This window comes from Haematospirillum sp. H1815 (assembly GCF_012102705.1).
Classification (GTDB): Bacteria; Pseudomonadota; Alphaproteobacteria; order Rhodospirillales; family Rhodospirillaceae; genus Haematospirillum.
In genome coordinates, this window is sequence record NZ_JAAVTA010000005.1 from 45,000 (window position 1) to 66,442 (window position 21,443).

Genomic DNA, 21,443 nt, shown 5'->3' on the forward strand with positions numbered 1-21,443 from the left:
CCGGGATTTTTTTTATAGGTAAAGAAACCCGCTCACTCCAACTCATCTTGTACAGATGAGAAAAACTCTCTTGCCACTACATAGCTTGTAACACTACCACCCGCCGATCCCAAGTCGATAATATATCGTTCTTTCTGCAGCAAGATGGCGGTTAATTTCATGAGTTCAGACAAAGCCTCCATGGCCCCCGAAATCGATGGCGCAATGTACGGCATCAAGCGGTTCTCATACAGCAAGGAATGGAACTTCAAGCCCTATAACCAACCGCGCAACACATGCAACCAACTGCGCGTCAATTCCGATTTCTACGTCTATCGTGAAGCGTCACACGGCTTTGATGGTATCTATGCCGTATATTGCGAAAGCGGCCTTCTCAGCCCGGGCGATGCCTATCATTCGTCCAGACGCTACACTGAAGGCCCCTTCCAATATGGATTTGAAAACGCCATTCAGATTCTGAACCCAGAAACAGGCCAGCCCTTTGATTCCGGTGTCAACTGGGTCAAAAGCTCACCCAGCACAGTCAACCAAGTCCATGACCGGCAGGACATGACGGTTACAAGCGTTGACGACACGATCAGCATCGGTGTTGGCGCCAGTGCATCAGCACAAGGCCCCGGAGGCGGTGTTAATCTTGGATATTCGCATTCTGAGTCCTTCCAGTTATGGAAATCAGACAGCTATTCGATCAAAGACTGGGGCGTCGAAGAACGGACAGAGCCCGTGTCTAACACCGGTCGCTGGTTCTGGCATCAACAGGCTCCTTACGATATTACCAACCTTGGGTCTGATGACTTCAGCTGGTGGCAGCAGGCCTATGAAAGCGATTGGCCCCCAAGCTTGTGCAAGGAAACGGCCATGCTTTCCAGAAGCACCATGCAGTACAATACTGCCATTGCGTGGCGTTTTGACCTGTCCCTTGTGAAAAAGGGAACGTTGCCTGTGCGTTTTGTCCAAAGCCTGAACTGGAAATGTGCGCTGATCGCGCAGCCGGACTGGGCCCCGACAGAAGGGCACCATCAAATATGGAGCGAAACCTTCAAGTCAAGCGCAACCTATGACCTGGATCTGGCTGCTATCATTCGGGGCAGCGTCATACGCCCGGATACTCCCGCAGCCCAACTCACACACGACATCTCCGAACAAGTCCAGGCAGTAACAGGACCAGCTGCCGTTCAGAGACGGCCCGCCTTGGTTGAGCCCAACTGACAAAACAACATGAATGGAAGTGTTATGCCTTCTATATGGAATGGTTTTGATACAAACCCTCATACGTTACCCGATACGTGTGTCGTCTGTGCGGGTGCCATTGGCGGAAATTTTATCCGACTGCCCTGTGGACATGGCGGCCCGGAAAGTTACCCCCTGCACGTCGAATGCATGATCCGATCATTGGTTCCCGTCGCGAGCACGACAGCGCAAGCCCCTCGATGCCCGGTCTGCAGAGGAGGCATTGATACAGAAACCCTGACAGAGGTTGCTGACTACATTCGCCAAGACAAGGCTATCACCTTCCCGAGCGAAGATGACATCGCGATCAGCCAGCCACCGTGCCAGACTGTAGAACAAAGGAGAGGTTTCTTATCCCTTTTAACAGAAGCTCATGAGGTGATACCCGGCGGAATAATTGAACCAAGCGACCAAGAAACAAGCCCTTCTTACTACGACCACCTATCACAAATCGCAGAAGAACTCATAAACAGTATAAATAACAGTATCGAAGAACATACCTATACCTTGGCAGAGATTGACCAAAAGATACTTGAGCTCCAAGATCTTGATGGCCATCTGCTGGAACGATCAGGGCGCATAGCACTTCTGGATCATGCCGGCTGGGCAATTGTTGGCGGCAATTTCGAGGAAATCTATAACAGACTCTCCGGCCTCAGAACACAGCTACAGGAATCGCGCGAACGGCTGACAAAAGAACGCGAACAAAAGCAACGCGAGACCGAAGAGCAGAGCCACGCCCATCACGTTGCTTGAAAAAGTATAAAACCATCTTGCGCAAGGGCTACACAATGAAAAGAATATGGAACGGTTTTGACACAGATCCTCATACACCTCCGGACGAGTGTACCATCTGCATGGGCGGCAGCGGCGGGGAGTTCCTCCGACTACCCTGTGGACATGGTGCGCCAAATCTTTACCCTATCCATGTCACATGCGCGGTCCTGTCATTTCCCACCCCCGAGGATGACTACAAATTGCCTCCAAGGTGCCCTGTTTGCAGGACAACCGTCGACACAGACACTCTTCTGGAAGTTGCCAACTACGTCCAACAAAATAAAATAATAACATTCCCCGATGATAATGACGCAGCAGTAGAGCAGAGCGTATATCAGAGTGAAGAGGAAGGAGGGACACTTATGTCCATTCTTTCTGATGCTCATGACATGGTCCCAGATGCCCAAATATTGGACCCAACAAATGAAGAACTAAGCCTGAAGTATTATCAGGATATGATCAACGAAGCAGAGAATATGACACAGGAAATACAGAGTGGGATTGAGGAAAGATCATACACTCTCGAAGACCTTGAACAGAAAGAGAATGACATTGATTTTATAGAAGATAAGATAGACAAAATGTCGGGTAGGCTTTCTCTCTTCGCTCACCATAACTGGATTTTCTTTGAATTTAAATTCAATGAACTATATGCGCGCCTGCTGGGAAGCAAAGAGAAACTGGTAGAAACAAGCAAAAAGATACGAATGGAACGCGAAGAGAAACAACGAGAAGAAGAGGAAGAGCACCGCCATAATCTGGTACCCTAAGGCTTAATGCCCCCAAGAGGTCCTTGATCCTCTTGGGGGCAGGCAGATCATTCAGAAGGTCCAGCGCACCTTTATTGACGCCGACTGGCTTGAAAAGCCGCCTCGATACTCGCTGTCATAGCGCCCAGTTATTTCCATGCCTTCATCCGTTCTATAGCGCATCCCCAGGCCTGCTGTTGTCACCCAGGGAACGGCTGGTGTTCCATAGGTGATAAAAGAAGAGCCCGGCTCTCCTGCAAATGTAGCCGTAATCGATGAACGCTCGTTGAAGGCATCATATCCCAGACCCAACTGCCCCGTCAGCGTTACAGCATCACTGACATGATACGATATCTTACTATCAGTGCTCATCAGGAATGACTTTGCGCTACGAGACTTTACATCCAGATTCAGAATCCCAGCACCGGTTTCCATATAAGAACTGTCACGTATCCAGGTATAGTCAGCACGAACAGATGGACTAAAAGACCACCCCGCCCCAACGGGGTAGGATCGGCCAATACCTGTACCCGCATGTGCAACCTGACTCTGGTAGGAAGAGGATGCTTGGGAGGCCGTAAACTCTATCGCCCTGTTTCCCTTATTCCGGTTGAGACCGATATCTGCCTGAACATTTAATTCTGTCCTGTGATCAATATTGTAGCTTCCATAAGCCACCAATTGGTGGGTTGCAATATCGAGTTTCTGGGGAGCGAGAACTCTGTTGTTCTTGATTCTTACATCCGCATAGGCAAAGGCAAGCCCAAAGCGCAAGGCAGGAGAAACGGCACCATCAATGCCAGCGACCAAACCATGCGCATCCATCCTGTATCCAGCAACGCCCTTGTGGTCATTTTGACGTGCCCACGAACCAAACGGCTTCATCCAGATGTAACGATCTTCAAAAAAACCATCCCCCGAAGACAGCCCTCTGTTACTGTCAATACGTGCCTGAATAATCTTGTTAATCCCTGATAGAGAAGACTGCGTTGCCATAATGGAACCACCTGTCAACAGAGGTAGGGTCTGGGAAACAGCGCGAACAACCTGCTGATTGGTTGTGAAACCAGAAACAACAAACAAGGCCTTTAACTTTGTAGTACGCTCAATAACTTGGGCAACTCCAAGGGCAGGCGAACTGCCTTGCCCCGCCAGAACGTCGGACAGAGAAGGGAAGGAGCCTCCACCGCCTGTATCCGTCGAACCACCGCCAGAGCCACCGGAGCTGCCACCGCCTGTATCCGTCGAACCACCGCCAGAGCCACCGGAGCTGCCACCGCCTGTGTCCGTCGAACCGCCGCCAGAGCCACCGGAGCTGCCACCGCCTGTGTCCGTCGAACCGCCGCCAGAGCCAGAATCAACCGGTGGCTCACCACCAACACCTATAGGCTCTCCGTACACATAAAAGGTGATAGGTGGTGGAATAGGCGTAGCGGCTGAATAGGTTGTGACAACAACGGTATATCGTGTCCCTTGTAGCAGACCTTGCGTGAGCTGCGGACACGTTGTCGCTTGATCACCGCATGTTGTGACAGTCACACCATCTGGCCGCACATTCTCATAGTCATCATTCAAAGCCAGAGCATTAACGCTCGGGTTAAGGGGATCAAAAGCTCCCTGATACAGAACTAATACCGTATCGATAGGGGCAGACGACATACCGAATATATATGTACTGCTCAGTGATGGCTCGAAGAATTGCAACCAATAATGAAAACTGTTTCCACTTCCGGATAAATTATTAACCTCAGCCAGTGTGGGACTTCCAATGCTAAATTGGCCTGACTCAACCCCAGCAATACCGTTATCAAGGGTGAATACAGTAACAACATTCGCCCCATACGCACAGGAAGATCCTACAGCCAAGAAAGCCGCAAAAACAAATCTTGCCCTGAACACACACGCCCCCTTTGTGTCTTCTTTTCAGCACCAGACGGACCGCTCACACCGTAGCTACCCACCCCCCGGGCAGCACTTTAAGATAGACATGTCTGAAATGAAACACTTAAGAGGGGAATCAAATTTGGCAAGAATGCAGAAATAAACGCACAAACATGATACGAACAGCGCTTGCTCTAGCAAGACAATGAGTGGCTGATCCGCAAAATATAGGCAGTATTTTGGCCAGAGATAGGACAGCATAAAAATGCCCCCATCACTCCTAGAACAGAGGATGGGGGCCCAAAACTTGGGGAGATTGTTATTTCTCGACCATTGCACGTGTCATGGAATCACGCAGCGGTCTGATAAAATAATCAAGAACTGTACGTTCTCCGGTCTGGATCAAAACCTCGGCAGGCATACCTGCCTGGAGACGATTGTCACCCAGCTTCACCAACTCGGCCTCCGGGACCTCAACACGAACAGTGTAGTAAGGAATCCCCATGCGCTCATCAATCAAACGGTCTGCGGAAACAGTCAAAACAGTTCCCGTAATGGTCGGAATGGAACGTGACTGGAAGGATGAGAAGCGAACCTCGGCATCCTGTCCTGCATGCACGGAGTCAATGTCAACTGGGGAAACCTCTGCATCAATCACCAAGCGGTCTTTCTCCGGAACAATTTCCATCAGGGTTTCCCCCGGACGCACCACCCCGGCAACTGTGTGTACCTTCAGATTCTGGACAACGCCATCCTGGGACGCCTTGATCTCTGTCCGCTCCAGGATATTGGTCGCGACGGTGCCACGTTCTTTCAGGTCGGCAAGTTGCTGCTGAATATCCCGCAGCTGGGAGACCGCTTCTTCCTTGAATCGCTGCCGGGTTTGTATAATCTGCAGCTCAGCTTCCCCAATACCCTTCTCTGCGCGCGCGACAGAAGCCACTTGGGCACCGATGTCGCCCTGAAGCCGCGCAACCTCGCGCTCCATGGACAGAATACGAGTGCGCGGATACCACCCTTTCTCATACAGCTCACGCAGGCCGACAAGCTCATCCTTGTAAATAGCCACCTGTCGGTCACCAGATTTCTTCTGTACTTTCAGGCCCTCAATTTCCTGATGATACTGTTCAATACGAGCCTGAAGAATAGAAACCTGATTATCGAGAGAACGGCGCCGCTCATCAAACTGGCGCACCTGACCATCAAGAATTCCCTGAATAGATGATTGTTTCCACGCTACTGATAAAAGGTCCGCCGGAAACTCGATCCGTTCATATCCTTCCAATTCAGCCTGCAAACGGGCCTCAACCGCACGATGGTTGTAATACTGGTTCATCAGCATGTCTGCATTGGCTTTGGCTTGCGTTTGCTCCAGACGCAGAAGAACATCTCCCCCCTGCACCACATCGCCATCGCGCACCAGAATCTCGGATACAATACCACCTTCCAGGTGCTGGATTGCCTTACGATTGCTCTCGACCACAACCGTACCTGGGGCAACCACAGCAGAAGCCAAGGGTGCAACCGCACTCCACGTTCCTAGAACACCAAAGAACAGACCAACAACAATCCAGCCGATTCTAGCTGGTTGCATGGGCGTCTCAAATGCGTCCATCATACCACCGGAACCACTCCCTCCCGGAGCAGCAACCACGGGCACAGGGGGAGGGGCCTCCAAGGCAGGTACGGGTGCCGGACCAGGTTGGTCTTTGGGTGGTACAGGATTAGGGTTGTTCACGGCATTCATGTGTTATCAAGCCAGAGATGAAGCGGATGAAGCCGCATTGGGAGAGACAGCCGTCGGTCGCACAAAGCGAGCCAAGACTTCGGAACGGGGACCCATCATTTCAACAGTGCCACCGCGCAATACCAACACCTTGTCCACTACCTGGAGGACAGATGGCTTGTGCGTAATGATAACCACAGTTTGGCCGGCCTGCTTCATAACCTGAATGGCAGCCATAAGAGCGGCCTCTCCATCATTATCCAGGCTGGCATTGGGTTCATCCATCACGACAAAAGCAGGGTTGTTATACAAAGCGCGGGCCAAGGCAATTCTCTGCCGTTGCCCGCCGGAGAGAGCCATGCCACCGGTCCCGACAGGTGTGTCATACCCCTCCGGCAGTTTCTGGATCATTTCATGAACACCCGCACGTGTTGCCGCCTCAATCACGCGCCCGGAATCGATGTCTCCGAAACGTGCAATGTTCTCAGCAACAGAACCACCAAACAGCTCGACATCCTGTGGCAGGTACCCCAGATGAGGCCCAAGCGCTTCCTGGTCCCACGTACGAATATCATTGCCATCCAGACGGACCGTTCCCTGCTGAGCCTGCCACACACCAACCAAAACCCGTGCCAACGTTGACTTCCCAGCTGCCGATGGCCCGATCACCCCCAGAACATCACCGGGATCAAGATCAAAGGAGACACCACGCAGAACCGGCTGGCTGGACCCCGGAGGCACCACAAATACCCCCTGCAGGGACACCCGGCCATCAGGACGGGGAAGAGCCATCCGCTCCTTGTCTTCAGGGGTAGAGCGCAACAAGGTCTGAACGCGGTCAAAGGCAGATCGTGCGTTCAGGAATCCTTTCCAGTTGGCTACCGCCAGCTCGACGGGCGACAACGCACGCCCCATGATAATCGAAGCCGCAATCATCATCCCGGGGCTTATTTCATTCTGTATGGCCAACCATGCCCCAACGCCAAGGATCGCGGTCTGCAACGCAAGACGAAAAGCCTTTGATACAGCCAAAAGAGCCGATGCCGCATCGGATGCACGGGCCTGGCAGGACAAGACACCACGGTGCTTGACCAACCAGCGATCCAGAAGCGGGCCAAGCATACCCATGGCCTGCAATACTTCGGCATTACGCAACGACCCGGAGACAAAGCGACTGGCCGCAATCGACTGCGCAGATGCATCCTTGAGAGGTGTTCTGGTAACCAGATTATTTGCCAACGCCAACCCAAAAATAACGATGGCACCAACAAGGGCAACCAAGCCAATCATCGGGTGCATGACAAAACAAAGCCCAAGGAACAGGGGAACCCAAGGCGCATCACAAAAGGCGAGAAGCCCGGGGCCTGTCAGGAATTCCCGCAAACTGTCGATATCACGCAAGGCTTGCGACTGACTGCCTTCGGGATGACGCACGGTATGACGGAAAACAGCTGCAAAAACCCTGCGGTTCAGGGCGCGGTCAATTTGCAGGCCTGTACGAACAAGGACACGTGAACGAATAGCTTCCAAAACGGCCATCACCACAAGCGCAAAAAGAGCGGCGAGGGTAATCATGACCAAGGTCGGCGTCGACCGGCTGCTGAGAACGCGATCGTAAACCTGAAGCATATAGATGGGTGAAACAAAGAGGAGCAGATTGATAAAAAAACTAAATCCCGCCGTGGCATAGAACCCGCCACGAGCACTTCTCAAGGCCTTGTCAAGATCTGTGGCCGGTGCCTTGCCGCCAGAAAAAGGTAACCGCGCTGAAAAATCCACAGAACGACACTCCGCACACCAACAGTTGGAAGAGCGTCTCCCCCAAGGAACGACGCAAAGACGAACGCAACACCTGCCCCCGCCCGACAACAAAAGCACGGCGCTGTGTAAATAGAAGGCCCAACAATACCGAAAATTGCAAGAGAAAATAGCATGCAAGCATCTTTTGATTGTGCTGCTAGTTTGTACTTAAGATTGATAGTTGCAATTCTTCAGGCGTCTTTTGCGACAATATCCGCAAGATATTGCCCATAACTGCTACCCCCAAGCTCACACGCTAAAAGATTGAGTTGAGCAGAGTCAATATAACCCATACGGAATGCAACTTCTTCCGGACAGGCAACCTTGAAGCCCTGACGTTTGTCGATCGTATGAACATAGGAGCTGGCCTCCAGCAGGCTCTCATGAGTCCCGGTATCGAACCACGCGTATCCTCTCCCCATGGTTTCGACAGCCAAGGTTCCATCACGCAGGTACCACGTATTAATATCTGTTATCTCAAGCTCACCACGTGCGCTTGGCTTGAGCGTTGAAGCCACATCGATCACCCGGCTGTCATAGAAATAGAGCCCCGTGACAGCCCAGTGGGATTTGGGCTTGGATGGCTTCTCTTCGATTGAAACAGCTTGGCCATTCCCGTCCATGGTAATCACGCCGTAACGAGACGGGTCTGCAACGTGATACGCAAAGACCGTTGCTCCATGAAGACCATTGAATGTTCTGTCAACGGCGCGACGCAGCGTGTCACCCAGTCCATGACCATGAAAAATGTTATCACCCAGAATCAGGGCGCAGTTGTTGTCGCCAATAAAATCTGCCCCAATCAAAAAGGCTTGCGCCAGCCCACCAGGCTTTTCCTGTTCGGCATACTCTATCGCTATGCCCCACTTCCTTCCATCACCTAGAAGAGCACGGAACACCCCTGAGTCTCGCGGAGTTGTGATAACCAAGATCTCACGAAGCCCCGCCAGCATCAGTGTGCTAAGCGAATAATAGATCATCGGCTTGTCGTAGACAGGCAGTGCCTGTTTGGAGATGGCTTTTGTTGCCGGATAAAGTCTGGATCCGGTCCCCCCTGCCAGAATGATCCCCTTCATGATTCCCCCCGTACCACACCACCCAGGTCGTTCTGCATCCACCGCATCAACCCGACAAGAAAAAGAAACAGCACACACGAAAACGGCAGGGCCGCCAGAACAACTGTCGCCTGCATGGCCACGAAGTCACCGGCAAATAATAAACCCAAAGCCACCAATGTTACGACCAAAGACCAGAACAGACGAAGCCACATCGAAGCGTCGCGCCCTATTTGCCCGCCCAGACGGGACAAGTCCGCCAACATGATGGCACCTGATTCGGCCGGCGTCAGGAACAGGACAAAGCATGTAACAACAGCAAAGAAAATCATGGGCCCTGAAAAAGGGTAATGCTGCAGAAAAACATACAAGGACATATCCGCCTGTTTCAGGGCAACAGAGGCCAGCCCATCAGCCCCACTCATAACAAGATCCAAAGCCATGTTGCCGAGGACAGCATGAAAGGCAAACGTACAAATCAGAGGAATGGACAGTACCCCCAGCACAACCTCACGAACTGTACGCCCTCTTGAAATACGCGCAATAAACAGGCCAACAAAAGGAGCCCACGACATCCACCAGGCCCAGAAGAAAACCGTCCAGCGACCAACCCATCCGTCATACCCGTACCCTTCTACAGGCTCTGCGTAGGCATATAGATCAAACGTCTTGAGGAGGAGGCCATCCAGATAATCGCCCATATTCTGGACAAACCGCCCCAGAATCATGGCAACATCACCGTGCAGGAGCACAAGCCCAAGCAGGACAAGAAACAAGACAATATTAAGGTTGGAAACCCGCGAGATACCCCTTCGCACGCCAACCACAGCAATAAACGCTGCACACCCACTCATAAGAAGAACGATAGCCGTCAACATGGTCCGGGAAGGATCCATCCCCAAAAGATAACCAGATCCGGATGCAACCAACATCGCGCCAATAATCAGGTTGGTGACCAGGCCGGGGATTGTGACCAGGATACCAAAAGCATCAAGCAAATGACCGCCCCAACCATTGGCGCGGGCCTCCCCAAGCACAGGGATCAAGGCCGTGCGCAAGGCCAGCGGATAACGGTGACGCCAGACACCATAACCAACAGCAATACCAACCAGCGCATACATGGCCCAACCATGCAGACCCCAGTGCAGAAACGTCAGCTGCATGGCCTGGCGTGCGGCCTGTGGCGTTGATGGCATACCCTCGGGCGGTCTGAGAAAATGGTCAACTGGCTCGGAAACGGCAAAGTAGAGTAGCGATACACCAATCCCGGATGAAAACAACATACCCGACCAAGACAAGAAACCGAACTCGGGTTCTTCGCCGTCACGCCCCAGGCAAAGCCCCCCGAACCGGGAGCAGGCCAACCAGAGAACAAAGAAAAGGCATGTTGCCGTGACCAGCATGTAATACCAGCCCAAGGTCTGACAGACCCAAAGGCGGATCTCTTCCATCAGAAGGCCAGAGCGCTCCGGGAACAGCAGGAGGAAAAGGACAAAAACACCTGTCAGGACTGCAGCACCACCAAAGACAGGTACATTGACACGGGCCGTCAGACGCGCTTCAGCGGGAAAGACACCGCTCATCAAGTCCGTTCCCTCTTTTGCTGTCCCCGGAAGCAGGTACAACGACCCACACAGAATTACGATTTATAGTTGTCAACGCTAATTGCGTTCTCGTAAATAATCAAGGACCTCATTGGCTGGACATCTCGATGACTGCCTTTAAACGCCAGAACACGCCGTCTGCTTTCCGCTTCGGAGAACAAGGCCTCTATATCAACGGACGCAACGGCACAGAAGGATCTGGACAACGGATCATTACAACATGCCCTGCTGATGGTGAACAGCTCGCTGCGGTTCATTGCGCTGACCGCCCTGACGTGGACCGAGCGGTACAATCCGCCGTGGAAGGGCAAAAAGTGTGGGCTGAGAAGAGCACAACAGAGCGAACCCGTGTCCTGATGCGTGCAGCCCGCATCCTGCGTGACCGAAACGATGAGCTGGCCCTGATCGAGGCACTTGATACAGGACGCCCCCTCTCGGAAACACGCACGGTTGACATTGCAAGCGGTGCTGAGGTTCTGGAGTACTATGCCGGGCTGATACCCACCTTGGAAGGGTCACAAATCCCCCTGCGACGGGACAGTTTTGTCTATACGCGACGGGAACCCCTGGGCGTCATTGCCGGCATTGGTGCGTGGAATTACCCGCTCCAGATTGCCGTGTGGAAATCAGCTCCAGCCTTGGCCGCAGGCAATGCCATGATCTTCAAGCCCAGCGAGCTGACACCGCTTGGTGCCCTTCAACTCGCCGCTATCTATACCGAATCCGGGCTCCCCGATGGTGTCTTCAATGTCGTGAACGGCACTGGACCGGATGTGGGGCAATGGCTTGCAGGGCATCCTGCCATTGCCAAGGTATCCTTTACGGGCGGAACCCGGACCGGGCGGACCGTTATGGCCGCGGCTGCCGCAACCCTGAAAGACATCACCATGGAACTGGGTGGTAAATCGCCCCTGATTGTTGCCTCCGATGCAGACCCTGACCTAGCAGCCGCCATTGCTGTGACCGCAAATTTCTTCAGCAGCGGACAAGTCTGCACAAACGGAACCCGTGTATTTGTCCCTCACTGTCTGAAGGAAGAGATCGAACACCGAATCCTGGAACGTGTCCGGTCCATACGCCCCGGGCATCCACTGACACCGGACGTAAACTTTGGCTCCCTGATCAGCTTGGAGCACATGGAAAAAGTTCTGAGGTTGATCGACAAGGGGCAAAGAGAGGGAGCACGACTCCTCTATGGGGGCAACCGCATGACTACCCCTCCCTTCGACCGTGGCTTTTTTGTCGAGCCAACCGTTTTCACAAATGTTGAAGATGCAATGACGATAGCCCAAGAGGAAATCTTTGGCCCGGTCATGGGCATCCTGACATACGACACCGAAGAGGAGGTGATAGGTCGCGCGAATGCAACGCCCTATGGTCTTGCTGCCGGTGTCGTGACACCGGATCTTGCGCGCGCCCACCGCATGACCCATGCTCTGGAGGCTGGGATCTGCTGGATCAACACATGGGGCGAATCTCCGGCAGCTATGCCCGCAGGTGGATTCCATCAATCCGGCATTGGTTTCGAAAATGGCTTGGAAACACTGCTGCGGCACACACGTGTCAAATCGATTCAGGTTGAGATGGGTCGCTTCAACCCGGCTTTCTGAAGCACGGTAATCATACGGGGAAGGGGGCTCATGCTCGACGAGGTTGATGACATCATTATTGGCGCTGGTTCCGCCGGTGCCGTACTGGCAGCCCGCCTCAGCGAGGACAAAAACCGTCAGGTTCTTTTGGTTGAGGCAGGAGGACCAGACTGGCGCATGGACATCCGGACCCAGATGCCGGCAGCGCTAGCCTGGCCCTTGCAGGGAGACCGCTACAACTGGGGCTATAGAACCGACCCGGAACCATACATGGACGACCGTCGCATGGATTGCAGTCGCGGCAAGGGTTTGGGGGGATCATCCCTGATCAATGGCATGTGTTATATCCGCGGAAATCCAATGGATTTCAATACCTGGGCCAGCCAACCGGGACTTGCTGACTGGTCATACCAACACTGTCTGCCGTATTTTCGCAAGTCCGAGACCCGCGATACAGGCGCCAATGACTACCATGGTGACGCAGGTCCACTGCATGTCACAACGCCAAAGCCTGACAACAATCCCCTGTTCGCCGCCATAGTAGAAGCTGCCGTACAGGCAGGGTATCCACGAACAGATGATCTGAACGGGTATCAGCAGGAAGGCTTCGGCCCAATGGACCGGACCGTCACCGCTCGTGGCCGACGCTGCAGCACATCCCGGGGGTGGCTGGATCAAGCAAGCCATCGCCGGAACCTCCACATCATGACCGGAACACTGGTCGACCGCATCCTGTTTTCCGGTCAACGGGCTGTAGGTATTCAGCTATTACACAAGACGAACCCCGCACCTGTTACCATCAGGACACGGCGTGAGATTGTTGTGTGTGCAGGCGCCATTGGATCCCCCCAGATCCTGCAGCGATCAGGTGTCGGCTCCTCTTCCCTGCTTGGTTCCATCGGTATTCCGGTCGTGGAGGACCTTCCCGGCGTAGGGGAAAACCTTCAGGACCATCTTGAGATATACATGCAATACAGTTGTACCCAACCCATCTCCCTGTACCCGGCTCTGCAATGGCGCAACTGGCCGGGCATCGGTGCACGCTGGCTTTTCATGGGAGATGGGATTGGTGCAAGCAACCACTTTGAAGCCGGGGGTTTCATACGCTCCAACACCGGATTCCTGTGGCCAAACATACAGTACCACTTTCTGCCCTTAGCCATCCGCTATGATGGCCGCAGTGCATTCAAAGCACATGGATTTCAGGCCCATGTCGGCTCCATGCGCTCTCCCAGCCGGGGCAGGGTATACATTACATCCAGAGATCCAGTCGCACCTCCCGGCATTGTTTTCAACTACATGAGCTCAAAACAGGATTGGGAGGAATTCCGTGACGCTATACGAATTACCCGCCATATCATGAGCCAGCCGGCCCTTGATTTCTGCCGGGGCGAAGAGATAAGCCCCGGACCCGGTGTTGACAATGACCGTTCCATGGATGACTTCGTACGCAGGAATGCCGAAACAGCCTATCACCCGTGTGGAACCTGCCGTATGGGCAACGATGATCTCGCCGTGGTGGACGGGCAGGGCAGGGTGCATGGTCTACAGGGTCTGCGGGTCGTTGATGCATCGATCATGCCACAGATCATCACCGGTAACCTGAACGCAACAACCATCATGATGGCGGAAAAGATCGCCGACAGCATGCGGGGAAGAACAGCTTTGCCCGCAAGCAAGGCCACATTCCACACCTGTCCCGAACTCAGAAAGGCGATGGACGGATCTGCAAGGTCCAGCGATCCAGAGCCCGCCGGAATCGTTCAAACATCACATCCAGATCATCCGGGGATATAACCAGCGGCGGACAGAACGCAACGATATCACCCGCCAAAGCGCGCAGGATCAACCCTTCCTCCTGACACGCATTAACCAGAGAGGCAGCCATAGCATGAGCGGGATCGAAAGGTATACGAGTCTCCTTGTCCGCAACCAGTTCAAGGGCACCAATCAAACCAACACCCCGGACGTGACCAATCAGAGGATGATCTGAAAAGGCGTGCAGATGGGCAAGAAAACGGCCTGAAAGAGAACCAACACGCTCAAAAATACCGTCCTGCTCATAGATATCCAGTGCCTCAAGCGCAACGGCCGCTGCAACGGGGTGCCCCGAATATGTGAAGCCATGGCCAAAGGTGCCAATCTCTCCGGCACCGCGTTGCAGGGGCTCCCAAACTTTCTGGCTGACCATGACGGCCGCTATAGGCATCCACGCCGCCGACAGCGCCTTGGCCGATGTGATGATGTCGGGCTTCAGACCAAAAGTTTGGCTGCCCCACGGGTTCCCGGTACGGCCAAAACCACAGATAACCTCGTCAGCAACCAACAAAATATCGTACTTGTCGAGAATGGCCTGGATTCTGGGAAAGTATCCAGCCGGCGGAATAATAACACCGCCGGCCCCCATCACAGGCTCGGCAAAGAAAGCAGCAATGGTATCCGGCCCTTCAGACTGGATCATCTGCTCCAGCTCCATCCCCAGCCGCTCAACAAACCGGCCTTCATCCTCGTCAGGGGAGGCTTCGCGGTAAAAGTGCGGGCACGTGGCATGCAAAACACCGGGCATGGGCAGGTCAAAAGCCCGGTGATTCGCGGGCAGGCCGGTCAGACTAGCAGATGCCAGCGTCACACCATGATAGGCGCGATGGCGGGATATCATCTTCTTCTTGTGCGGACGTCCCATGACATAGTTGATGTAGCGAACAATCTTGACAACCGTATCGTTGGCCTCGGAGCCAGAATTGGCAAAGAAAACCCGCGCCATCGGAACCGGAGCCATGGTAACCAGGCGTTCCGCAAGACGGATACCAGGAGGATGGGACTTGGATGCAAACTGATGGAAGAAGGGCAGGGTATCCATTTGGCGCACAGCTGCATCACGAAGCCGGGGCTGGGTAAACCCGAGGGAAGCGCACCATAACCCTGACATTCCCTCAATATATTCCTTCCCCGCCTCGTCAAACACGCGGACACCCTCGCCACGGACAATGACAAAGGGCCCCTTCTTTTCATGTACAACCAGATTGGTATAGGGGTGCAGAACGTGACGCAGATCCGCATCACGCAAGGTATTGGAAATCATGGCAGGTCCCCCTGGCCCTGTAAGCCACCAAGGCAGAGGTACTTGATCTCCATGAATTCATCCAGACCATAACGCGACCCCTCACGCCCGATACCAGACTCTTTCATCCCGCCAAACGGTGCCACTTCGGTCGAGACAATCCCCTCGTTGATACCAATGATACCGTACTCCAGAGCTTCGGACACACGCCAGATGCGCCCGATATCGCGAGTATAAAAATAGGCTGCAAGCCCAAAGGGCGTGTCATTGGCCATACGAATGGCCTCCATCTCGTCCCGGAACCGGATCAAGGAGGCAACGGGCCCGAAGATTTCCTCGGATACAGCACGCATGGAAGGCTGGACATCACCCAGAACGGTAGGCTCGAAGAATGTTCCTCCCAAGGCATGGCGCGCACCACCAACCAGAACGCGGGCCCCTTGGGCCTTGGCTTCATTGACCAAGCCTTCAACCTTCTGCAGGGCCTCCATCGTAATCAGAGGTCCTTGGGATACTCCCTCTGCCGTACCAGGCCCGACACGCAAACCCCCAACAGCCTTTGCAAAGCGCTCCGCAAAAGATGGATAGATCCCCTCCTGGACCAGGAAACGGTTGGCACACACACAGGTTTGGCCTGTATTACGATACTTTGATGCCAAGGCACCTGCAACAGCAGCATCCAGATTCGCGTCATCAAACACGATGAACGGAGCATTTCCACCCAGCTCCAGCGATACCTTCTTCACCGTCTCTGCACACTGCTGCATCAGAATCTTTCCAATCCTGGTTGAGCCCGTAAACGACAACTTTCGCACACGAGAATCGCGGGTCAGGACGGCCCCGATCTCGGCACTGCGTGAAGAGGGGAGAACATTCAGGACGCCGGGTGGGAAACCAGCTTGCTCAGCCAGCGCAGCCAATGCCAGTGCCGAAAGGGGGGTCTCACCGGCAGGCTTGATCACCACAGAACAGCCGGCTGCCAAGGCTGGCGCACATTTGCGGGTTATCATCGCAGCCGGAAAATTCCACGGTGTAATGGCGGCCACAACACCAATCGGTTCCTTCAGAACAAGAAGACGCCGATCACGCAACGGAGAGGGGATAATATCTCCATAGGCCCGGCGCGCTTCCTCGGCAAACCATTGGACAAAACTGGCGGCATAGTTTACCTCACCCCGCGCCTCAGCCACAGGCTTTCCCTGCTCTGCTGTCATCAACAGAGCCAAATCGTCGCGGGAACGGATGATCAGCTCAAACCATGCACGCAGCACGTCGGCACGCTCGGCAGCAGGGTGTTGCTTCCATGCCTCCTGCGCATCTTGGGCAGCAGTGATAGCGTCAAGCGCATCCTGAGCCCCCATATCCGCGACCTCAACTAGAACAGACTGATCTGCCGGATCAACGACAGGGAACACACGGCCACTGATCGAAGGCTTCCAGGCACCACCAATAAAGCCATTACGGCGAAGCAGGCCTGGATTATGAAGAGTTGGAACCACCATGCGCTTTCTCGTCTACCGGAACAAACACTGACCCACCCGAGGCACCGGGATTGGTTATAATCCAGAGAGTGACGGAACCAGTCTATGGTCTCACGCAACCCATCCTCAAGAGATACCGTAGGCTCCCACCCCAGAATGTTTCGGGCCCGCGTAATATTCTGGCTGATTGCCCCCAGCACACAGGCCTTGATCGTGAGCACAGGATCGCGCTGGTAATAAACAGGCGAGGCAGGGCATGCAAGATTGTAGATCTCGTCGACATCAACAGACAGAGGCAACGTAATATCATGGTGCATAACCGTGAAATGCAGATCACCCAGAATATGATCAACAGCAGGGCGGTGCCCGGTTAGAAAACTGTCTACACACAAGACCTCGCAGCCTTGTCGCAACAACTGTGTACACAGATGCACTCCCAGAAATCCGGCTCCTCCGGTTACCAGAACTCGTCTTGCTCCGATACGACGGACCACTCGCATCTTTCCTTTTTGCACCAACACAATAACGCAATCATAGTAACGCGAAAATACTCGCATTTCTCTATCTTAGATCATGAAATTTGTCGTTCTTTGCAGCCAGACAACTCGTGTAGAATGTTGATACGGTACATCACCATCAACCCACTGCATTTGCCGGAACCACCATCATGCACCAATCCCTGATCCCGCTCAGCGTCGAGAACCACAGAAACTTGGGACTGATTACAAACAGGGGATGGTCCTTTGCGGCCAGCAGCCCGATCCTGACCATTGTCAGCGCCGAGGCACACCGCTGCGCCGCCTTTTTTCCTGTGGCCATCATGCAAGTATCGGCCAAGGATGCGCCCGAAGATCAACAAGAATTTGAACTGGTCAGCATTCATTCCGTATCGGCAGGAGAGAACTGGTTTGTCGCCCCGGATGGGCGGTGGCTGGCTGGCTATATCCCTGCTGTCTTGCGTGCCGTACCCTTCCGGTTGATGCGCGCCCCGGATGCACAGGACCAGTTGGTTTTATGCATTGACGAAAACAGCCCGCTTCTGACGGACACCACCAAAGATCCCAAGGCTCGCCCGCTGTTCGAGAAGGACGGCAGCTTGTCGGCCGACATGAAGACACGCCTTGAATTCCTGACGGCGGTTGCTAACGATCACGGCAACACACGGGCCAAGTTATCCGCAATTTCCAAAGCCGGACTCCTCAGACCCTGGAGCCTGACAATCAATAAAAATAACAAGCCCCTGCACATGAAAAACCTGTATCAGGTTGATGCCGAGGCCCTTGATGCCCTGTCGGATGAGGTATTCCTTGGTCTGCGCAAGGTTGGCGCACTGCCCCTGATCTACAACCATCTGAGCAGTCTTGCGCAAACCGAGAACCTGCAACGCGCCGCAACCATTCAGGACCAGATAGCTCGCCAGCAAGACAAGAAGCCAAAACTGGAAGACATGCTGGACATGGGACAGAATCAGGATATCGAACTGAAGTTCTGAGAAAGAATCAGAAGAGACTTCCAACCGGAGCCAAACCAAGGTGTCTGGCTCCGGATAACAGCGCCCTCAGGCGGCTCTGACATTGGCAAGAAAACGTTCGACAAGCGAACGTAACTGTCGTGCGTCTTCTGTCAGTGTCTGCGATGCGTTCAAAACCTTCCCGGAAGCAGCCCCGGTCTCTTGGGCCGCATCGCTGACCCCGGAAATAGTCGATGTCACAGCGGTTGTTACCGTCGCAGCCTGGCTGACATTGGCCGAAATATCACGGGTGGCGGCGCTTTGTTCTTCCACCGCACTGGCAATGGCGGCTGCAGCATTGGTTGCCTCATCAACAGATGATACGATCATCTCGATGGCATCTGCTGCGTTCCCGACAGCCGTCTGAATGGCATCGATCCGTTGCCGTATTTCTTCTGTAGCCCTTGCTGTTTGCGAGGCCAGATCCTTCACTTCACTGGCTACAACGGCAAAGCCCTTTCCATACTCGCCAGCACGCGCCGCTTCTATGGTGGCATTCAGGGCCAGCATGTTGGTTTGTCCCGCTATGTCGGTAATCAGGTTGACAACAGCCCCAATTTCCACCGCTGTGGATTTAAGCCCCAGCACAGCATGAGTTGCATCATGGGCACGCATCATGGCCGAACGCGAAAGCTCGGAAGACTCGTGAACCTGACGACTGATTTCCTGAATTGAAGCCCCCAGCTGTTCAGAAGCACTGGCAACCATTTGAACATTGGTCGATACCTGCTCAGAGGATTGAGCAACTGACAGGGCTTGAGAACTGGTTTCCTCGGCAATGGCCGACATGGACTGTGCCGTTGCATTCAGTTCATCTGTCGCACTGGCCACCGTTTGCAGAAGAGTTCCAACATCACGGTCAAAAATCTGCATCAGCTCACCCAGGCGAACACCTCTGGCGGCCCTGGCTTCAGCATCGGCCTGGCGTTCAGCCTGCAGGGCCTCATTCTGGATCATATTGTGCCGGAACACTTCAAGAGCCGCTGCAATTTCCCCAATCTCGTCCTTGTAGTCCAAAGCTGGAATAGCAACCGTCACATCACGCTCGGCAAGTCTGCGAATGGCCGCGGTAATGGACTTGAGGGGGTGACTGATGCCAAGCGCTACCACAGACGCAAACAAGATACCGGCCAGCAAAACAAAAACAGCAATAATGCTGGCTGTTGTCCGGGTACTGGCAAGAACATCAAGCGCTGCAGTGGATTGCTCGTGGAAACCACGAACCCCGGCAATACGAATATCTTCCGCCATACGCACCAAGGCTGCACCGCGCTCTGCCATCTGGGGCTGAATAACATCCCTGTTATACAGGGAAATCTCGGCGACGCGGCTGAAAGAGGCTCTGTATCCCGTAATCAAACCAACAAGGCGAGCACCCACATCAGCTTTCCCAACGCGCGCCAATTGCTGACGCAAAGAAGCTGCACCAGCAAGAGCCTCATCCAAGGCCGGAATGACGGTCGTGACAGGATCTTGTCGGTCATCAACCAAGAAACCGCGGGCAGCAAAACGCGCCGCTGTAAATTTCTCGGAAATCTCTGCTGCGCGAAAAGCCACAGAAGCCTGCCCCGCAGCCTCTGCATCTGCACGTATCTTGTTAAGCAAGGACAGGGTATCCGGCCCGAAGCGATCAATGGTCTCCTGGACCATCTTGTTGCGTTCCTCGGTCAGCGCTGCCCGCTTCTCGAAACTTTCCAGATAAGAAGCAATCTGCTTTACAGCCTGCCGGAGCTGGTCTTGCACATAGGGATCCTGGGTATCCAGAATCAAGTTGTCAAAATGTTGCCTGACAACAGCCGCCTGGCGCCGCACAGGATCAACATGCGACAAGTCATTGGTATAGAAGAACGCTGTTACCAAACGCCTCATGGTCTGCAGATCGGCATCTGCCGCAGTACTTCTGACGGTCAGCTCAGCCCCAAACGTAATAGCACTCAGGGAACGCGCTGATTCCCGTCCGCTCCACCACAAGGCTGAAGCAAAACCAGCTATTACAAGCAACAAAACAGAGAAACCCGTAAAAATGCGCGTTGAAACCCGGAACTGCGACATCGCCTTGAACATGACAGAGTCTCTCCCCCAATAGCAACAGTCACTCTGGCAGATCTGGAATCTGCGGAACGTGACTGAAACACAGAATATATTCTGCTACCAGGGGCTTCAATAATAACAAAATAAAACTATTGAGATTAGGGGGTGGAAATAAAGAAAGAAATGTGGATCAAGAGTTGAGCATTTGAATTATATCAATTTATTGATGCTTATGATTTCACGAGATATATCGATCAGAACAATATATAAATGAACATTCCAAGCAGCTCAATACATAGATAAATATAACCAAAGATATACAAAAGATATGCGAAAGGAGTGTCCGACAAGAAAAGTGTACACCCAGCCTAGATGGCATGATCCATGCCCATACGTGCTATGGCAGCCCTTAGGAAAAGCGACAGAATCCATGGCACCCATACACATCAGCACAACGCAACGTACCAGAAAACTTACGGAAATCCCTATAGACTTGGACAAACGACACGCAAGCCCGGGATCCAAGATGGCCCTCCTTAAAGCACTCTTGCGTCGCATTCTGCAAACAGGCGTCTTAGAGTGCGAAGATATAAAAGCCATAGAGCACGCACTCTACCTCGCAGAGACAAAAACAAAAGAGCGAAGCCATATAACAAAACGGCCTGAATATGACACGTAACATCCCACACATGGATGGTTTTGGTGGCCTTACGCCATAAAGTCGCATAATATTCGTTATGACTATAAAGAAGACAGCATGCCTTGAAGGTAAAGCCCAACAGAATGATATAGTAAAGGCCTTAGGTATTTCTGGAACGGCGGCTACAGGATGGCAGACAGCGACGACACGCCACAGAACAACACACAAAGCAAGAAAAGAGGCCTTTGGGGCAGCCTACGCGGCTTCTTCTCGCAGGTAGCGATCCCTTCGTCTACATCAACGGACTCT

The 21,443-nt window shown here is 53.5% G+C and carries 15 protein-coding genes; 6 read left to right on the plus strand and 9 right to left on the minus strand.

All coding sequences use genetic code 11. The features are described from left to right. Positions 1-159: 159 nt before the first annotated feature. The 3 genes from HEQ60_RS05875 to HEQ60_RS05885 are packed head-to-tail and all read left to right on the plus strand — an operon-like array spanning position 160 to position 2,777. Positions 160-1,209, plus strand: a complete 1,050-nt coding sequence (locus HEQ60_RS05875) for a hypothetical protein (protein WP_168070505.1) — start codon at positions 160-162, stop codon at positions 1,207-1,209. A gap of 24 nt (positions 1,210-1,233) precedes the next feature. Further along, a complete protein-coding gene (locus HEQ60_RS05880; protein ID WP_168070507.1) occupies positions 1,234-1,986 on the plus strand; it encodes an RING finger protein in 753 nt (250 codons plus the stop codon). A gap of 35 nt (positions 1,987-2,021) precedes the next feature. Further along, entirely contained in the window at positions 2,022-2,777 is a 756-nt protein-coding gene (locus tag HEQ60_RS05885; RefSeq protein WP_168070509.1) for a hypothetical protein, read from the plus strand. Positions 2,778-2,828: 51 nt separating this feature from the next. On the opposite strand, the gene HEQ60_RS05890 is transcribed toward HEQ60_RS05885, so the two are convergent. From HEQ60_RS05890 to HEQ60_RS05910, 5 genes are all read right to left on the minus strand, one after another. Then, positions 2,829-4,415, minus strand: a complete 1,587-nt coding sequence (locus HEQ60_RS05890) for an autotransporter domain-containing protein (protein ID WP_168070512.1) — start codon at positions 4,413-4,415, stop codon at positions 2,829-2,831. A gap of 541 nt (positions 4,416-4,956) precedes the next feature. Then, the gene (locus tag HEQ60_RS05895; RefSeq protein ID WP_168070514.1) at positions 4,957-6,384 is read right to left on the minus strand and encodes an HlyD family type I secretion periplasmic adaptor subunit; all 1,428 of its coding nucleotides are present in this window, start codon (positions 6,382-6,384) and stop codon (positions 4,957-4,959) included. A 6-nt stretch (positions 6,385-6,390) separates the two neighbouring features. After that, positions 6,391-8,142 carry a type I secretion system permease/ATPase gene (locus HEQ60_RS05900; RefSeq protein WP_168070516.1) on the minus strand — a complete coding sequence of 584 codons (1,752 nt, stop codon included), beginning with the start codon at positions 8,140-8,142 and terminating at the stop codon, positions 6,391-6,393. Between the two features lie 212 nt (positions 8,143-8,354). After that, positions 8,355-9,239, minus strand: coding sequence for a glucose-1-phosphate thymidylyltransferase RfbA (gene rfbA / locus HEQ60_RS05905; RefSeq protein WP_168070518.1), 885 nt, complete (start codon positions 9,237-9,239; stop codon positions 8,355-8,357). Further along, positions 9,236-10,801 (minus strand): BCCT family transporter, encoded by a 1,566-nt coding sequence (locus HEQ60_RS05910; protein WP_168070520.1) that lies wholly within the window; start codon positions 10,799-10,801, stop codon positions 9,236-9,238. Before HEQ60_RS05910 ends, rfbA begins: the two co-directional genes overlap by 4 nt. Positions 10,802-10,929: 128 nt before the next feature. Between HEQ60_RS05910 and betB the strand changes: the two genes are divergently transcribed. Then, positions 10,930-12,432, plus strand: coding sequence for a betaine-aldehyde dehydrogenase (gene betB / locus HEQ60_RS05915; protein ID WP_168070522.1), 1,503 nt, complete (start codon positions 10,930-10,932; stop codon positions 12,430-12,432). A gap of 30 nt (positions 12,433-12,462) precedes the next feature. Further along, positions 12,463-14,208 (plus strand): choline dehydrogenase, encoded by a 1,746-nt coding sequence (gene betA, locus HEQ60_RS05920; protein WP_168070524.1) that lies wholly within the window; start codon positions 12,463-12,465, stop codon positions 14,206-14,208. Here the strand turns inward: betA and HEQ60_RS05925 are convergent. Genes HEQ60_RS05925 through HEQ60_RS10870 form a run of 3 tightly spaced genes read right to left on the minus strand, consistent with a single transcriptional unit; the run spans position 14,117 to position 17,447 of the window. Continuing rightward, positions 14,117-15,493 carry an aminotransferase gene (locus HEQ60_RS05925; RefSeq protein WP_168070526.1) on the minus strand — a complete coding sequence of 459 codons (1,377 nt, stop codon included), beginning with the start codon at positions 15,491-15,493 and terminating at the stop codon, positions 14,117-14,119. The genes betA and HEQ60_RS05925 overlap by 92 nt on opposite strands. Beyond that, positions 15,490-16,944, minus strand: a complete 1,455-nt coding sequence (locus tag HEQ60_RS05930; protein ID WP_322099302.1) for an NAD-dependent succinate-semialdehyde dehydrogenase — start codon at positions 16,942-16,944, stop codon at positions 15,490-15,492. The genes HEQ60_RS05925 and HEQ60_RS05930 overlap by 4 nt, the downstream gene beginning before the upstream one ends. After that, complete coding sequence (locus HEQ60_RS10870; RefSeq protein ID WP_322099300.1) at positions 16,848-17,447, minus strand: GDP-mannose 4,6-dehydratase; 600 nt, start codon at positions 17,445-17,447, stop codon at positions 16,848-16,850. The genes HEQ60_RS05930 and HEQ60_RS10870 overlap by 97 nt, the downstream gene beginning before the upstream one ends. A gap of 173 nt (positions 17,448-17,620) precedes the next feature. On the opposite strand from HEQ60_RS10870, the gene HEQ60_RS05940 reads away from it, so the two are divergent. After that, on the plus strand, positions 17,621-18,445 hold the full coding sequence (locus HEQ60_RS05940; RefSeq protein WP_168070531.1) for a SapC family protein: 825 nt from the start codon (positions 17,621-17,623) through the stop codon (positions 18,443-18,445). Positions 18,446-18,511: 66 nt separating this feature from the next. Here the strand turns inward: HEQ60_RS05940 and HEQ60_RS05945 are convergent, their stop codons facing one another. After that, on the minus strand, positions 18,512-20,527 hold the full coding sequence (locus tag HEQ60_RS05945; protein WP_168070533.1) for a methyl-accepting chemotaxis protein: 2,016 nt from the start codon (positions 20,525-20,527) through the stop codon (positions 18,512-18,514). Positions 20,528-21,443: the final 916 nt, after the last annotated feature.

Excerpts from the sequence above, each read along its gene's own strand:
- rfbA (WP_168070518.1), bottom strand. The coding sequence starts at position 9,239 with ATGAAGGGGATCATTCTGGCAGGGGGGACCGGATCCAGACTTTATCCG.
- HEQ60_RS05925 (WP_168070526.1), bottom strand. The coding sequence starts at position 15,493 with ATGATTTCCAATACCTTGCGTGATGCGGATCTGCGTCACGTTCTGCAC.
- HEQ60_RS05945 (WP_168070533.1), bottom strand. The coding sequence starts at position 20,527 with ATGTTCAAGGCGATGTCGCAGTTCCGGGTTTCAACGCGCATTTTTACG.
- HEQ60_RS05890 (WP_168070512.1), bottom strand. The coding sequence starts at position 4,415 with ATGTCGTCTGCCCCTATCGATACGGTATTAGTTCTGTATCAGGGAGCT.
- HEQ60_RS05940 (WP_168070531.1), top strand. The coding sequence starts at position 17,621 with ATGCACCAATCCCTGATCCCGCTCAGCGTCGAGAACCACAGAAACTTG.
- HEQ60_RS05895 (WP_168070514.1), bottom strand. The coding sequence starts at position 6,384 with ATGAATGCCGTGAACAACCCTAATCCTGTACCACCCAAAGACCAACCT.
- HEQ60_RS05885 (WP_168070509.1), top strand. The coding sequence starts at position 2,022 with ATGAAAAGAATATGGAACGGTTTTGACACAGATCCTCATACACCTCCG.
- betB (WP_168070522.1), top strand. The coding sequence starts at position 10,930 with ATGACTGCCTTTAAACGCCAGAACACGCCGTCTGCTTTCCGCTTCGGA.
- betA (WP_168070524.1), top strand. The coding sequence starts at position 12,463 with ATGCTCGACGAGGTTGATGACATCATTATTGGCGCTGGTTCCGCCGGT.
- HEQ60_RS05910 (WP_168070520.1), bottom strand. The coding sequence starts at position 10,801 with ATGAGCGGTGTCTTTCCCGCTGAAGCGCGTCTGACGGCCCGTGTCAAT.
- HEQ60_RS05875 (WP_168070505.1), top strand. The coding sequence starts at position 160 with ATGAGTTCAGACAAAGCCTCCATGGCCCCCGAAATCGATGGCGCAATG.
- HEQ60_RS05880 (WP_168070507.1), top strand. The coding sequence starts at position 1,234 with ATGCCTTCTATATGGAATGGTTTTGATACAAACCCTCATACGTTACCC.